Genomic DNA, 15,801 nt, shown 5'->3' with positions numbered 1-15,801 from the left:
TTCAATGGGCATAGTTTTGTGATCTAAATAAGAAAGAACAATGAATAATATGATTTTAGTTGCAGGCGCTACTGGCGACCTTGGAGGCAGATTATGCAAACATTTAATCAAAAATGGCGCTAGTGTACGAGCCTTGGTGAGAGAAGAAAGTAATCAGGAGAAGATAAATGAACTGCTTAAATTAGGAGTAGAGGTTATAGCGGTTCGTTTTGAAGATGAAACTGGCTTGGTATCGGCTTGTAAAGGTGTTTCTTGTGTGGTATCGGTACTTGCAGGCTTACGCGAGGTGATTGTAACGGCACAAAGCCAATTGCTTCAGGCTGCCGTACAGGCGGGCGTTCCACGCTTTATCCCATCCGATTTTTGTACAGATTTTACCCAACTACAGCAGGGCGAAAACAGGAATTTTGACCTGCGTAAGGAGTTTCAGTCCGTACTGGAAACTAGCAACATCCGTGCTACTTCAGTATTTAACGGTGCTTTTGCCTATGTTTTGCAGTATGATATTCCACTCCTGGATACAAAAGCAAAGACCATTACCTACTATTCGGAGAAAGCAGATTGGCAGATCGACTTCACTACTATAGAAGATACAGCCGCTTTCACTGCATATGCTGCATTGGATGATGATGCGCCACGATTTCTCCGCATTGCAGGTTTCCAGATTAGCCCGAATGAACTGGCTGTGCTCGCCGGACGCATTTTTGGGGAACATTTCGAATTAAAAGAACAAGGTACGCTGGAACAATTCTCGGCTTACATTCAAAAGTTACGGACAGAAAATCCCGATGGGGAAAAGCAGTTGTATCCGCAATGGCAGCAGATGCAATATCTCTACAGCATGTTTGCTGCACATCATCATATACTTGACAACAACCGGTATACTGGCTTAAGCTGGCAAGCGGCAGAAACAACACTTCACGAAATAAACAACAACAAAATAGCACAAAATGGAACAGGTATATAGCGATGCGCAGCTTATAAAACATTGGCCCGGCTTTACCAGTCAGATAATGGAAGTGAATGGAACGCAGCTGCACTTTGTAGATAGTGGTGGCAAAGGTCCGGTATTGATCTGCCTGCCCGGCTGGCCGCAAACCTGGTATTCCTATCGTTCTGTCGCGCTGCCATTGGCTGATCATTTCAGGGTTATCGTAATAGATATTCGTGGTATGGGCAGCTCGGCAACACCAACATCAGGCTATGACAAAAAAACAATGGCTACTGATGTGTACAAGTTAATGGCGCTGTTGGGTATCAGTAAAGCGCACGTATTAGGCCATGATATCGGCGGTATGGTAGCAGCCAGCCTGGCGCATAATTATCCGGATATGGTGGAACGCCTGATCCTGGCGGATGGCCTGCATCCCAATGAAGGAATGATGCAAATGAAACTGATGCCGCCTCCGGGAGCTTTTGGAGAAAAAATAGATCACCAACAGACCTATACCTGGTGGATGAGTTTTAATCAAGTCAAAGAACTGCCTGAAAAATTACTGGAGAGACGTTATCGCTACCTACTCGACTGGCTTTTCGATTACGTGATGGTAGACAGTTCAAAGATGCCTGATTTTGAAAGGGATGTATATGCATCCGTTTACAATCAGCCAGAGCGTATCCGCGCTTCTAATGGCTGGTACCAGGCTTTTAACCAGGATATAGCCGATGCCAAAAATTATTCGAAGTTAAATATGCCTGTTTTAGGTATAGCCAGTAACGTATCTTCCGGTTTTTATCAGTATAGTTTACCAATGATAGCCGAAAATTATCAACTGGTGAATCTGGAAAATACCGGTCATTTTATGTTTGAAGAAAATTCGTCAGGCATATATGAAACAATCATGACGTATTTAAAAAAATAGCAACCAGGGTAATGACTGAATCACTCCAGTGGTAATTTAACTAATTATTCATCAGTAATTTATCAAAAAAAAAGGCTATATCATCTTTGTAACTTCACGTCTGATTCGTCACGTTGTACTTAGCGTGTACTGAGCTTCACGAAGTATCGAAAGAATTTCTGTGCATTTGAAGGAGGTTCTTCTACTACTTTTCCGAAATTTGGTAAACTACCATTGACAGAATCCACTAGTGAGGTCGTCATTCTCGCGTATGCGGGAATCTTAAAACGTTCGCATTAAGATTCCCAATCAAGTTGGGAATGACGATCTCTTAAGGGATATTACCTAATTAAAATTTATCTGTCAATCATATTAATTTTACGCAATAAATTATCCCTCAGTATGCAAATTTTAATTTTATGATACAGCCTCTTTTTACTCATTCATAAAATTAAGCCTAAGGCATTCTAAAAATTGCTTAAGGCATTATTGTTGCCTTACCAATCATCAAAAGGTTGGTTTTGTTCAGCTTAATTTAAGTATTAACCCGTAACTTTCAGCGATTGAATATATTCCCCGGATAATTTAAAGTGATATTTCAAAACGATCGGACTACCCGGAAAATTTCCTGAAGTTTTCGCCGATAGCATATCTTCCTTTTCGTCATAATCTACTGGCTCCATAATGGCATGATATTCTTTGTTGGCCTTATCAATCCAGTTTTCAATTTCTGCTTTTCCGTTATGGGTTTTGCCTTCATCAAATACTGCTGCATTTTCAGCAAAACAACTGGCATAGGCTGCACTATCAAAATCGTTTTGTGCTTTTACTAATTTTGAGATAATGTGTGGTAAATTCATCGGATTATATTTTTTATGATTAATTAAATGGTTGGCACTGTACCGCCATCGATTATAAATTCAGTTCCTGTTAAATAGCGGGCTCTTGGCGAAACAAGAAAGCCAACCAACTCGGCTATTTCTTCAGGTTCGGAAGGTCTTCCGAAAGGTATTCCACCCAAGGCATCCATTACACTTTGCTGCGCTTCTTCTACAGTACCGTTTGCGTTTCTAGCAATTTCGCCCAGCCAGGCTTCCGATGCTGTTGTGTTGATCCAGCCTGGAGAAACCGTGAGTACCCGAACGCCCTTAGGGGTAACTTCGTTCGATAAACTTTTACTGTAGTTTCTCAATGCGGCTTTTGAAGCGGCATAAGGCAAAGTAGAGTCGTAGAGCGGTAATTTACCCTGAATGGATGCGATGTGAATAATAACGCCGCTTTTTCTATCCACCATCTGTGGTAAAAATCCTCTGTCAAGTCTCACCGGAGCAAGCAAATTAGCTTGCAGGGTTGATTCCCAATCTTCATCTGATAACACAGAGAATCCACCGGCTGGTGTTGTTGAAGAACCAAGATTGTTCACCAGGATATCCAGCCTTCCATAAGTGGACATCAATTCGCTGATTAATTTTTCTGTTCCTTCTGCTTTACTTAAATCAGCTGATATAAAATGCAGGTTGCTGTTTTCATTTTCAGGTGCATTTCTTGCGCTAATTATAACGGTTGCCCCAGCTTGTAACAGTCTTTCTGCAATTGCTTTTCCGGCTCCTTTTGTTCCACCGGTTACCAAGGCAATTTTACCTTGAAGTTCATTGTTGTAATTAAATTGATTTTCCATTTGTCGAATTCTTTGATACAAATTTGAGAAGTATCACTTTTTCTGGCAATAACGGAAAACCGAATTGCATAGGGATAAATTTTTCACCTATTGTACAAATTGGTACATTGGATTAAATTTGTATATGCACGAAAGAAAAATACCTTTGAATTTAAACTGCGGCCTCGACCTGATTGGTGAAGTACTTTACGGCAAATGGAAAATTCGTTTGTTATGGTTTATCCATCAGGGGCATCTGCGTCCAAGTGAATTACAGCGTAAAATACCTGATGCCTCAAGACGTGTTTTGAACATGCAATTGAAAGAATTGGAAGATCATGAGCTAGTGACAAAGAAAATCTACGCTCAGGTTCCACCAAAAGTCGAATATTCCCTTACAGATTTTGGTAAAACCTTAGTGCCGGTAATTTCTACATTAGGATTTTGGGGCGATGAACATGAAAACAGGCTGAGAAAGGTAATTTTAAAAAGAATGGAAGCCTCACAGGATCTTGCAAGTGATACAAACGATGTGTCTACACTATAGCTTTTTAAGCTATATTTTACTATTGCCCAAAAGTTACATCTCCGCCTTGTTTATTTACCTTCAAAATGTATCCCAGCCCATATACATTTTCTATACTAACCTGATCGGAAGCCCTGAAAAGTCGCCGCAGTCTTGAAATGAACACTTCAAGACTTTTTCCATTGAAATAGTCGTCGTTTCCCCATAAAGATAAGAGTAGATCCTTTTTTTTAACCACCTGATTGATATTACCTGCCAGCAGATCCAATACTTCTGATTCTCTTACTGTGAGTGGAATTTCTTTACCATCGGGCATCAAAACAAACAACTGATCCTTTTGGTAACGAATATCGCCCATGGTGATGTAGCCTGGTTTGGCCGTAGCGGTTACTTTTGGATTAGGTGAAAACTTATTGATGATGTTTGCTATTCGCAATACCAGTTCTTCAATTTCAAACGGTTTGGATATATAATCTATAGCACCTATTTTAAGCCCTCTTAACCGGTCTTGTTTTTCGTTGTGTGCCGTAAGGAAGAAGAAGGGTTGGCTGGGATTAATTTTCACCAGTTTAGCTGCCAGGTCGAAACCGTTAAGGTCGGGTAATTGCACATCCACAATGATTAGCTTATTATCGAACGGGTTTGCAGAATAGTAATCTAATGTTTCTGTAGCATTTTGAAACCACAGTACGCTAAAACCACGCAACTTTAGGTATGCTGTGATTACATTGCCCAAATCAGTTTCATCCTCAATTATTATGATGTCATAAGGCATAGGTTGCAATTTAATTAATCATTTGTACTATTCGTAATCTGCCCCATAGGTATAAACACCAGAAATTCGGTTCCTTTTTCAATTGTTGTGTTTATACTGATTTTCCAACCATGAATATCAAGACACTGTTTAACATAATATAAGCCAAGGCCCAGGCCTGAAACTGTACTATCTTTACCGCCACGAAAGAATTTATCAAATATTTTTTCTTTCATACCATCTTCCATTCCTTTCCCGTTGTCCTTAATATGCAGGGTATAGCCATCCTTGTTTTTAGTGATAAAGAGCATGGTTATTTTAACCTCGCTATGGTTATGTTTAAAGGAATTGTCAATTATATTCTGCAGCATGGTGGTAAACACAAAAGGATCCATCATCACCAGTATTTCTGAATCATGAGGATCAAACGTTAGGTTGTTTGGCTCGTGTATTTTTATTTTATAGTCATTTACCAAGGTAAGAATAGCATAGTTAAGATCTGTTTCTTCTAAATTGATATTGTTGTTCAATTCCGAGACTTCCAGCATTTGGTTAATGTGGGATTGAAGCCTTCTTGCCTGTCTTTCTACGATATTTACAAGTGTATTTACACGATTCCTGTCGCTGAGTACCTCATTTTCATGCAGGCTCTTGCTTGCCACTAAAATGGTGGTAATAGGGGTGTTGAATTCGTGTTTAATGCTGTTCAGGAAATCGGATTTTACATCCGTTTCTTTTTTCTGCCGCATCCAGCTGATATAAGTATAATAATTGATGCCTACGATGATGATGATGCAAAGCGCAACCAGCAAAAATGTAGGCAACATCTGATACGCCACTTTGAGCGTACGGCCTGGGGGATCAACAAAAAGGTTAAAGGTTACCCTATAATTATAAACCAGCTTGCCACTAACAGAAAGATTGGTAACCTTGTTCTGCATAGTTGGGTAAGTTAATGTACCATCAATGATTACGCCGAAGGGTGTTATTTGATCTGCTTTAAAATCGGTACGGGTATGGCTGTCGAATATGGTGATGTCCCCGATTTCGTTATCGAAGTTGATATCTATCTGTTGAAAGGTAAGCAGGTATTGTAAGTTGCTGTCCAGGCCATTTCTTTTTACTATGGATTGGAAAACACTATCCATGGTGCTTTCTTTCCGAAGGGCTTTCAATAAGGTATTGTTAACGCTTTGCGAAAGTTTAACAAATTCTTGCCGGTTGCCGAGGTAGGCTTTTTTGAGTGCTGGCATATTTTTGGAGAGGATCGAATCGATAATTTTTCCACCGCCCTTGTAAACTTTATCTTCGGATATACTGCGCCCATATTCATCGTTAATCAGTGTTTTCTCTTTTAAGCTATAATCCCTGTCTCTAAGTACGTAAGAATTATAGGTTAATCTGAGTTGCACGAGCAGCAATATCAGAAAGCTGAGCAATACGACTGATTTATATATCCGATCTTTCATTTTATCCTTTAAAAATAGACGTATTATTCCATAAATAGCATAACGTTAAGCTTTTGTTAGGCTTCTGTTACGCTTTTGTTCGGCAAATTGTTGCGGTTTTGGAGGTAGCTTTGAATAATGGATATAGATAGTCATCAATCTTAGTCAGGTTATTGACTGCAGGCAAGTCTGGTATTCAAGAAATTCAAACCAATACTTAAATCAAAAAAAGCGAAATGACCTTTAAAAGGATTTTATCATTATTACTTATTGCTTCTGCTATAACATCCCTTTGCCCGGCACAGGCGCAGCAAAAATCTGCCAATAAACCCTTACCCGAACTGCAACAGGATTTTGTTGACCTCGGATTGGGCATGTTTATTCATTACGGTATGCCAACTTTTATGGATCAGGACTGGTCGGATCCGGATGCAGATCTGTCCCTGTTCCAATCTCCACAACTTGATGCCAATCAATGGGCTAAGGCTGCAAAATCGGCCAATATGACCTACGGTTGCTTAACCACCAAACACCACAGTGGTTTCCCGATCTGGAACACCAAAACAACAGCGTATAACGTAATGAATACGCCATTAAAACGCGATGTGGTAAAGGAGTATGCAGATGCTTTTCGCAAAAATGGCTTAAAGGTAATGCTATATTATTCTATATTGGATACCCACCATGGCATCCGTCCGAATCAGATTACACCTGCACATGTGCAAATGATTAAAGATCAGATTACCGAACTGCTCACGAATTATGGTGAGATCACTGCCCTGATTATTGACGGATGGGATGCGCCATGGTCGAGGATTTCTTATGATCAGGTACCTTTTGAAGATATTTATTACCTGATTAAATCTTTACAGCCAAACTGCCTGGTAATGGATCTGAATGCAGCTAAATACCCTACGCAAGCACTTTTTTATACCGATATTAAATCTTACGAACAAGGTGCAGGTCAGTTTATTTCAAAAGAAAACAACAAACTTCCAGCACTAGCCTGTCTTCCGCTCCAGACCAACTGGTTCTGGAAAACATCTTTCCCTACTACAGCGGTAAAAAATGTGCCCGAACTGGTAAACAAATTTATCGTTCCATATAATGGTGCATATTGCAATTTTATCCTAAATGTAGCACCTGGCAAAAATGGTTTGATAGATGACAATGCCTTAACAGCACTAAAAGAAATGGGCCAGCTTTATAAAAAACCTGTAGACCTGCCACGTATTCCACCGCATGCTACTCCGATTATTTCCAGTAACATTGCCAAACATGTAAAAAGCAATAGTAGCTGGAGTGATGATATGAATATTATGGATTTTGCTAACGATGATGATTTTGGCTCAAGCTGGTCATCCAATCATACCGTAAAATCGCCGTGGTACGAGTTGAATTTTGAAAAGGCCGTACCTTGTAACATGGTTGTACTTACAACAGGCAATAACCAAAAGGCTACCTATAGTTTACAATACTATGTAAATGGCAAGTGGAATGCATTGCCAGCGAGCAACGAAGGCGAAAAAAGGGTAAGCATTTTCCGGTTCAAACGAATCTGGTGCGAAAAAATAAAAGTTACCATTACCGATTTTGACAGTCCACCTGCTATTGCAGAACTAGGCGTATTTAATGAAAGGAAATAAGATAGTTTAGCCGGATCAATTTTGGTCCGGCCCATATTATTAATGCGCTTATCAACAAAATTTTAACATTAGGCTATCCTATACTGCTTCAAATATGTTTTCAGGATCTGCCTCGCCTGGTGGATATGCGTTTTTACTGTTCCTAACGGAATGCCCCGCTCTTCAGCAATTTCCTCATATTTATATCCCTCAAAATACCGCTGAAAAGGAACACGGTATTGTTCCGGCAAACTCTGCATGGCTTTCTGAATATCATCCATCACAAACTTTCCTTCAGAAGAAATTTTCGCTGAACTTTTTAGCAAGTTAGGACTTGATAAATCTTCATCTCTACTGATCACCGAATGCCTTTTCTGGGCTTTACGATAGTCATTTATAAAGGTATTTCGCATAATCACATAAAGCCAGCCACGTAAATTAGTGCCTTTGTCAAACTTTGCGCAAAATCTAATTCCTTTAATGAGTGTATCCTGCACAAGGTCTTTCGCGTCATCTTCATCATGGGTAAACCGCATCGCATGGGTGAGGAGGGCAATAGCATACCCATCAGCAGCCATGCTGAATTCATTTTGATTCATAGTTTTTCAATTAGGTAGATAGGTCATGTAACAACAGGTTGAATTAATTTATGTTTCAATTAATCTCACAACAGGAAATAAACACATGCTAAATCAGCGGGATATTAAAGGCAGAAAAGTAAGAGGTTTTTGTACAGAAAAATGGCTTAATAGCGTCTGACAGTACCCTAGAATGGTTGAAAATACGAAATTAAGCAATTTTAATTTCATTTAAAGTGTGTATGATTGTTACATTTAACCGTGAATTTGAAGAAAATCAACTTGCTTATATGGGAAACAATGACTCGTGTAGTTTGGCTTTTTTCTTCGTTACAGCTCCCATACACCTAAAAAAACATTTAAAATGAATGGTTGTTTAAAATATCTTGAATAGATTTGACGGGTCTTTTCAATGGATTTAATTCCTACTAATTATGATAAAATCAGCTCATCTGCCTGATCTCTTCACACTTCAATCCATTTTTGAAGGCATTCAGGATGCCATATATTGTCATGATCTTGAATTTAGAATAACCAATTGGAGTCCTGCTGCGGAGCGTATGTTTGGCTATACTGCAACAGAGATACTGGGGCAATCTGTTTTTCTGCTGATTCCTGATGACAAGTATTCGGAGAAAAAAGAGCTGATGCAGGAGGTTTTAAGCGATGGGCAGATCAGCCAGTACCGAACCGTCCGACTTACCCGTTCGGGAAAGAAAATACCTGTATCCTTAACCTTTTCGCCGATCAAAGATCAGGATGGAAAAATTATTGGTATATCTCAGATTGCCCATGATATTTCTTTTGAGCACCAGGCAGAAGAAAAACAAGCTATGCTTGCCGCTATTATAGAAAGTTCCGAAGATGCCATTATCAGTAAAACACTCGATGGAATTATTACGACATGGAATAAAGGAGCAGAGCATGTTTTTGGCTACAGGGAAGAGGAAGCAGTTGGGCAGCCGATCACCATACTGCTCCCTGCAGATCGTTTAAGTGAGGAAGAAGCCATCATTGCGAGCTTGCGTGGTGGCGAAAAGGTAGACCATATTCAAACCATCAGAAAAACAAAAGATGGACGTTTAATAAATATTTCACTTACTGTATCTCCGATTAAAAATCGCGATGGAGTTGTTATTGGTGCATCTAAAGTCGCACGTAATATTACTTCACAAAAGGAGTCTGAGCAATTAATTGCCAAGCACGTGGAGCGCCTGGAACTTTTAAATGTTGTAGGTAGGAGCATTAACGAATCGTTAGATCTTCAACAAATATTACAGCAGGTAACAGATTCGACTACAAAACTTACCGGCGCAGCGTTTGGTGCATTTTTTTATAATCAGGTTAATCAAGAAGGCGAAACCTACAGGTTATACACGCTCTCTGGCGTTCCGAGGGATGCTTTTGCGAATTTTCCAATGCCCCGTAATACCACTTTATTTCATCCAACCTTTAGCGGAACAAACGTAGTACGCTCAGATGATATCACCAAGGATTCCCGCTACGGCAAAAATGCACCCTTTTCTGGAAAACCTTCAGGGCATTTACCTGTAGTCAGTTATTTGGCAGTTCCGGTTAAAACCAAATCAGGCGAAGTAATTGGCGGGCTGTTTTTTGGTCATCAAGATAAGGCTGTTTTTAAAGAAGAGCATGAGGAACTGGTGTTCACAGTAGCTTCGCAAGCGGCTATTGCCATAGAAAATTCCAGGCTTTTTAAAGAGGTGAAGGAGCTCAGCGCTAAAAAAGATGAATTTATCGCCATGGCTTCTCATGAATTAAAAACACCTATGACCTCTCTTTTCGGCTTTTTGCAGTTGGCCAATCGTAAAATAGAGGATGGTATTGCAAAGAATTTGGTCGAAAAGTCGATCAGACATTTGCAAAAAATGATTGTTCTGGTTAGTGATCTATTTGATGTTTCCAAAATCCAGTCTGGAAAACTACAACTGAATATAGAATATCTAAATCTGGCCGTACTTATTCAGGAAATGAAAGAATCTTTTTTACAGGCACATTCAGGACATATCTTGACTGTTGAGATGCCTGAAGAAAGCTTTGTTAATGCTGACCGCACCCGGCTGGAACAGGTGCTTACAAATTTGCTGAACAATGCAGTTAAATATGCACCTCAACAAAAAACAATCGAATTAAAGGTTCAATATATAGATAAAGCGGTACTTATTTCGATTAAGGATTTTGGTCCTGGCATTGATGAAGAAAATCAGCGTCATATATTTAGTCAGTTTTACCAGGCCAAAGAAAATAAAGATGGTTCGTCTGGATTAGGTCTGGGTCTTTTTATCTCAAAAGATATCATTGAACGTCATGGAGGTCAGATTTGGGTAGAAAGCGAGCCTGGTAACGGTGCTACCTTTAATTTTACTTTACCATTAGCCTAAAGTATTTGGGCTTAAAATAATTAGGTGTGTATCGTTTATTAAAGAAGGATTTATAAAGTAAAACCCACTGTATAAACCTGTTTCTTATAGGCACTGGGCGACATACCCGTAAGTTTTTTAAAAGATTTTGAAAAGTAAGAGAGATTGTCAAACCCGGTTTGTATGGCAATATCGGAATAGGTAAGCCTGCTTGTGGCGAGTAAATACTGCGCCCGCTCAATCCGTTTTTCAAGGATATAACTAACAGGGCGCTGGCCGGTAAAGGTTTTGAATAACCGGGAGAAATAATCGGGATGCTGATTCACACGGGAGGCTAAACCGGTTACAGATAATTCCTGATGTAAATTCACCAGGATATAACCAACTGTTTCAACTATTTTGGGCGGAACATGCTGCTCTTCCTGTTTGCGATGTAACTGTGGTTGGATCAGGCGGCCCATCAGTTGAAGCAGTATACCCTGCGTTTCAAGGTAACTGGGCAAACTCTGCATATTGTTAAGCTCCTGATATTCTTTATAATAAATGTTTTTCTCGTAAATTTTAGGATCATCAGATCGGTTAATGCCACGGCCCGGATTTATTTCAAGCAATCGCTTAAAAATATCAATGTCCATCTGCTTCGCTTTAACTTTTGAAACATTACGGTTTCTGGCAAAGAGAGATGAACCATCTACAGATTCTTCAAAAAACTGCACAAAATACTGGCTTAAATATCCATTGCAATGTAAATTACAGAGGGTAAAACTGGGTATAATATACAGGTATCCGGGTTCAAGCTTTAAAGAGCCTGATTGGTCAGATAGCTCACCGCTACCTTCATCTATATAGTATATCCGGTAATAAGGACTGATCACATTCAGGTAGTTCCATTTTTCAGTCAATTTCACATAATCTACATTGAGTAGTGAAAAGGTATTTTGCAATACTCTCTTAATCATTTTTTAAATGTCGGATTTTTACAATAAATAGTCTATTTTATTTAAAAATAGATCGGATAACATGTTTATTTTTGACAATAGTAACCAAATATTAAACTCTTATTACACGAATGAAAAAAAGAATATCCTTAGGGGTTATTGCAATTTCCAGTTTATTAAATGCGCAGGCTCAGCAAAACACTAACCGCTTTTTAATGGACTTGCGGCTTCACTTGCACCTATCATTAAAGATCTTAAAGAGGATACCGAACCGGGAAGTAGTTTAATTATCATGTCAATTGTAGGAGGTGCAATATTACCACGATTTTTTGGATATTTGATTGATGGAACAAGCAATATCCATAATGGATATTATGTGCCGCTGGTTTGTTTCCTGTGATTATGTTTTTTGGCTTAATGGGGCAAAAAATAACCAGAAAAGACATCATTAATCAACCTAATTAAATTTTGTAATTAAAAATGAATAGATACTGTTTGGCTCTCGATCTTGTTGATGATGAGAAACTTATTGCAGAATATGAAGCTTACCATGTTAATGGATGGCCTGAAATTAAACGGAGCATGATCGACTCGGGGATATTAGATATGGAAATCTATCGCATCGCTAACCGCTTGTTTATGGTGATGGAAACAGAAGACGATTTCAGTTTCGAAAAAAAGGCACTTATGGATGCTTCCAATCCAAAGGTGGAGGAATGGGAAACTTTGATGTGGAAATATCAGCAAGCGCTGCCCTTTGCAAAACCGGGAGAAAAGTGGGTATTAATGAAAAACATATTTCAGTTAAATGGTTAACGATAATAAACAGCAAGATCCGGCCCAAAAACTACCTCCGGTTATCTTCGGAACCAGTAGTTTGGGAAATCTCTATCAGGCCGTAGATTATGGCGTTAAACTTGAAGTTGTAAAAGCATGTGTAGCCTCATCAAAACCGGTTGCGTTTTTTGATTCTGCCGGTAAATATGGGGCAGGCCTCGCTTTAGAATCGCTGGGTAAATGTTTGGCAGATTTAAAGGTAGATCCGCAGCAGGTGGTCATTAGTAATAAACTGGGCTGGTACAGAACACCACTTTTAACTCCAGAACCTACATTTGAAGCAGGGATCTGGAAAGATATTGAACATGATGCGGTGCAGATGATCAGTTACGATGGGATATTAAAGTGTTTTGAACAAGGTAATGAGCTGCTGGGCAATTACCAGGCACAGATGGTATCGGTACATGATCCCGATGAATATCTTTTTGCAAGCCATAGTGAAGAAGATTATAAAGAACGTTACCAGCAAATCCTTGATGCCTACATGGCATTGGCCGAACTAAAAGCTGCTGGTTTAGTGTCATCCATTGGGGTAGGCGCAAAAGATTGGAAAATTATCCAGGCCATAGTTGCAGATGTAAAGCTTGACTGGGTAATGATTGCGAACAGTTTAACCATCAAATCGCACCCTGCTGATCTAATTGCATTTATAGCGGAACTTAACCAAAAAAATATTAAAGTTATTAACTCGGCCATATTTAATGGCGGCTTTTTAACGGGTGGAGATTTTTATAATTACCAGCCGGTTGATGGAGATAGTATAAATGGGAAGGCACTTTTAGACTGGAGGGATAAATTTTACCAGATTTGTAAAACGTTTGAGATACTTCCTGCCGAAGCTTGTTTCAGTTTCTCCGCTGGTTTTACCGGCGTAAAAAGTATCGCCTTAAATACTACAAGGCCAGAGAAAGTAGCTATTAATGCTGCGCTGGCCCAAAAAGAAATTCCTGCAGGGTTTTGGCAGGAAATGAAAAAGCAGGGATTGATTTAATTTAAAAATTAAAGATGAAAGCATTAGTTTGTAATACACCAGGAGAATTTAGCTATATCAATAAAGAAATACCATCAGTTGAAGATGGTATGGTATTGCTTAAAATGAGAAGATTGGGGATTTGCGGTACCGATTACCATGCATTTGAAGGAACACAGCCATTTTTCGAATATCCAAGAATCCTTGGGCATGAGATTGCTGCCGAAGTAATAGAGGTAGGAGCAGGCTTGAACTTTAAAACCGGTGACCTGGTTACCATTAGTCCATATTTTTATTGCGGCACCTGTATTGCGTGCAGAAGCGGCAGAACGAATTGCTGCGTAAAGATAAAAGTTTTCGGCGTTCATATAGATGGTGCCATGCAAGAGTACATTACGGTTCCTGCATCTGCAATTGTCAGTGGAGAAGGATTAACTGTAGATGAACTGGCATTGGTAGAACCATTGGCCATTGGTGCACATGGCGTTGGCCTGGCACAGTTGAACAAAGGAGACCATGTGGTTATACTCGGCGCCGGTCCAATTGGTTTGGGTACCATTGCTTTTGCCAAAATAAGTGGAGCTGAGGTGATCGTTATTGATGTAAATGATAACAGGCTATCTTTTTGCAGCGAGCGTTTTGGGATTACACACACCATAAATCCATTAAAAACAGATGCTTTAGCACAGCTATCAAAAATTACCAATGGAGAAATGGCGAAGGTGGTCATTGATTGTACAGGAAATTTAAAGGCCATTAACAATGCCTTCACATTTTTGGCACATACAGGAAAATTTATTATGATAGGTCTTCAGAAGGGGAATATTGAGGTGGTACATCCTGAGTTTCATAAGCGGGAAGCTGTACTGATGAGCAGTAGAAATGCTTTACCGAATGATTTTGCCTATGTAATTGATTGCATCAGAAAAGGCTCGATTAAACCAACTGATTTTATTACCCATAATGTCTCATTTTCAGAGGTAAAAGAAAAGTTTAATCATTTGCTAAATGCTAATGAATCGCTGATCAAAGCATTGATCAATTTCGATGAATAATACATTTTCATGGAGTTCTAAAAAAGAATTAGCATAAATTTAAAGAGCAGGACTAAATTTGCATTTCATATTTAGTCCTGTTTTTTTTATAATCTTAATTCGATCAATATTTACAATTATTGATCAATTTTAGCCCATTCTCCTGAGGCGATAGGATTTAACTATTACGGTTGCTATGCGATAACTATTGATCTCGCTCACGCAGGAACCCCAAATCGCCCGCATTAGATTATTTCAAGCTTATATCCCTTAGCCCTGATTACAACAATATTGATATTGGGATCAGGTTCTAATTTTTTTCTAAGTTTTGATATAAACATATCCAGGCTACGCCCTACAATAATACCTTCATCTTCCCAGATCTCTTTTTGCAATCGGCTTCTCTCTATGGTTTCATTAGGAGATTGTGCGAAAATGAGCAGTAATCTTGTTTCAGTACCGGTTAATTCTATCACCTTTTCATTTATATTGAGTTTGCGATTTTTCGCATCGAACACAACTGAACCCAAGGTAATCAGGTCTACATTTACATCATTATTGGGCAAAGCCCTTCGTGGTTTAACTGATCTGAAAAAAATAAAACCAACAAATGCTAAAAATGGCAGGCCGCCCAGAAGATATCCATTCTTTTTAGTGATTATGCCTGTCGGTTTTAATTTAATGTCGATCATGTAATGAGCTTTTGGCTGTTTTCTGCCTATGCAAGCTATAATTTCATCCTTTTTATGTTGCGATACTGCATACCCGTAGACTACACTGGAATCTTTTAAGTTCAAGACTTTAACCACATAATCATTTGCCAATGGGTCTTGGGCCAACAAACGTTTAGTCGTATTCACCAGGGAGATGGAGTTAAAAGTAAACTCATGCTCAAACCCGATTTGATGCTCATTTTCTGCAACCTTTTTTATAGGGAGTACCCTGGATGTACTATCGCCCGATTGTAACAGCAGTTCATGCCCGATCCGGCGGAACAAAATTTCCCTTCTGGCCAAATCAAAGTCCTCCTCGCCAGTCATGCTGAAAGCTGCACCAATAACAGCGATAAACAAAACTAGCATGAATCCAAAAAGGTATTTACCTTTCCCGGAGAAGCGATTTAAGCTATCAAACATAGTGTCAAGTTTTTATTTACAAAGTTTACATTTTTATTTACAATTCTGCTTCTTCATACGGAAAGATTTGCCGGTAATT

The 15,801-nt window shown here is 39.2% G+C and carries 15 protein-coding genes; 8 read left to right on the top strand and 7 right to left on the bottom strand.

Going from position 1 to position 15,801, the window contains the following annotated elements:
• The first annotated feature begins 40 nt into the window (after window positions 1–40).
• Both OQX63_RS07025 and OQX63_RS07020 read left to right on the top strand, forming a co-directional pair.
• Window positions 41–967: an NmrA family NAD(P)-binding protein gene (locus tag OQX63_RS07025; RefSeq protein WP_265850190.1), complete on the top strand. Its 927-nt coding sequence runs from the start codon at window positions 41–43 to the stop codon at window positions 965–967.
• Window positions 951–1,862, top strand: a complete 912-nt coding sequence (locus tag OQX63_RS07020) for an alpha/beta hydrolase (protein WP_265850189.1) — start codon at window positions 951–953, stop codon at window positions 1,860–1,862. Before OQX63_RS07025 ends, OQX63_RS07020 begins: the two co-directional genes overlap by 17 nt.
• A 521-nt stretch (window positions 1,863–2,383) precedes the next feature.
• Here OQX63_RS07020 and OQX63_RS07015 read toward each other — a convergent pair.
• A complete protein-coding gene (locus OQX63_RS07015) occupies window positions 2,384–2,701 on the bottom strand; it encodes a nuclear transport factor 2 family protein (RefSeq protein ID WP_265850188.1) in 318 nt (105 codons plus the stop codon).
• Window positions 2,702–2,724: 23 nt separating this feature from the next.
• Complete coding sequence (locus OQX63_RS07010; RefSeq protein WP_265850187.1) at window positions 2,725–3,519, bottom strand: SDR family oxidoreductase; 795 nt, start codon at window positions 3,517–3,519, stop codon at window positions 2,725–2,727.
• Window positions 3,520–3,643: 124 nt separating this feature from the next.
• On the opposite strand from OQX63_RS07010, the gene OQX63_RS07005 reads away from it, so the two are divergent.
• On the top strand, window positions 3,644–4,045 hold the full coding sequence (locus OQX63_RS07005; protein ID WP_265850186.1) for a winged helix-turn-helix transcriptional regulator: 402 nt from the start codon (window positions 3,644–3,646) through the stop codon (window positions 4,043–4,045).
• A gap of 19 nt (window positions 4,046–4,064) precedes the next feature.
• Here OQX63_RS07005 and OQX63_RS07000 read toward each other — a convergent pair whose 3' ends face one another.
• Together OQX63_RS07000 and OQX63_RS06995 are read right to left on the bottom strand one after the other, a co-directional pair.
• A complete protein-coding gene (locus tag OQX63_RS07000; protein ID WP_265850185.1) occupies window positions 4,065–4,799 on the bottom strand; it encodes a response regulator transcription factor in 735 nt (244 codons plus the stop codon).
• A gap of 14 nt (window positions 4,800–4,813) precedes the next feature.
• A complete protein-coding gene (locus tag OQX63_RS06995) occupies window positions 4,814–6,247 on the bottom strand; it encodes a sensor histidine kinase (RefSeq protein WP_265850184.1) in 1,434 nt (477 codons plus the stop codon).
• A 215-nt stretch (window positions 6,248–6,462) separates the two neighbouring features.
• On the opposite strand from OQX63_RS06995, the gene OQX63_RS06990 reads away from it, so the two are divergent.
• A complete protein-coding gene (locus OQX63_RS06990; protein ID WP_265850183.1) occupies window positions 6,463–7,872 on the top strand; it encodes an alpha-L-fucosidase in 1,410 nt (469 codons plus the stop codon).
• Window positions 7,873–7,940: 68 nt separating this feature from the next.
• On the opposite strand, the gene OQX63_RS06985 is transcribed toward OQX63_RS06990, so the two are convergent.
• A complete protein-coding gene (locus tag OQX63_RS06985; RefSeq protein WP_265850182.1) occupies window positions 7,941–8,450 on the bottom strand; it encodes a sigma-70 family RNA polymerase sigma factor in 510 nt (169 codons plus the stop codon).
• A 413-nt stretch (window positions 8,451–8,863) separates the two neighbouring features.
• Between OQX63_RS06985 and OQX63_RS06980 the strand changes: the two genes are divergently transcribed.
• The gene (locus OQX63_RS06980; protein WP_265850181.1) at window positions 8,864–10,828 is read left to right on the top strand and encodes a PAS domain S-box protein; all 1,965 of its coding nucleotides are present in this window, start codon (window positions 8,864–8,866) and stop codon (window positions 10,826–10,828) included.
• A gap of 50 nt (window positions 10,829–10,878) precedes the next feature.
• Here OQX63_RS06980 and OQX63_RS06975 read toward each other — a convergent pair whose 3' ends face one another.
• On the bottom strand, window positions 10,879–11,766 hold the full coding sequence (locus tag OQX63_RS06975) for a helix-turn-helix domain-containing protein (RefSeq protein ID WP_265850180.1): 888 nt from the start codon (window positions 11,764–11,766) through the stop codon (window positions 10,879–10,881).
• Window positions 11,767–12,225: 459 nt separating this feature from the next.
• Between OQX63_RS06975 and OQX63_RS06970 the strand changes: the two genes are divergently transcribed.
• From OQX63_RS06970 to OQX63_RS06960, 3 genes are read left to right on the top strand one after another with little or no spacing between them, the layout of a single operon-like run.
• Entirely contained in the window at window positions 12,226–12,561 is a 336-nt protein-coding gene (locus OQX63_RS06970) for an L-rhamnose mutarotase (RefSeq protein ID WP_265850179.1), read from the top strand.
• Entirely contained in the window at window positions 12,554–13,573 is a 1,020-nt protein-coding gene (locus OQX63_RS06965) for an aldo/keto reductase (RefSeq protein WP_265850178.1), read from the top strand. Before OQX63_RS06970 ends, OQX63_RS06965 begins: the two co-directional genes overlap by 8 nt.
• 14 nt (window positions 13,574–13,587) lie before the next feature.
• Entirely contained in the window at window positions 13,588–14,607 is a 1,020-nt protein-coding gene (locus tag OQX63_RS06960) for a zinc-binding alcohol dehydrogenase family protein (RefSeq protein WP_265850177.1), read from the top strand.
• 224 nt (window positions 14,608–14,831) lie between these two features.
• Here the strand turns inward: OQX63_RS06960 and OQX63_RS06955 are convergent, their stop codons facing one another.
• A complete protein-coding gene (locus tag OQX63_RS06955) occupies window positions 14,832–15,668 on the bottom strand; it encodes a winged helix-turn-helix domain-containing protein (RefSeq protein WP_265850176.1) in 837 nt (278 codons plus the stop codon).
• Between the last annotated feature and the right edge of the window lie 133 nt (window positions 15,669–15,801).

This window comes from Pedobacter sp. PF22-3, assembly GCF_026239555.1.
GTDB lineage: Bacteria > Bacteroidota > Bacteroidia > Sphingobacteriales > Sphingobacteriaceae > Pedobacter.
The sequence above is the reverse complement of the archived record's forward strand: the minus strand, read 5'-3'. Positions and strand labels throughout refer to the sequence as shown.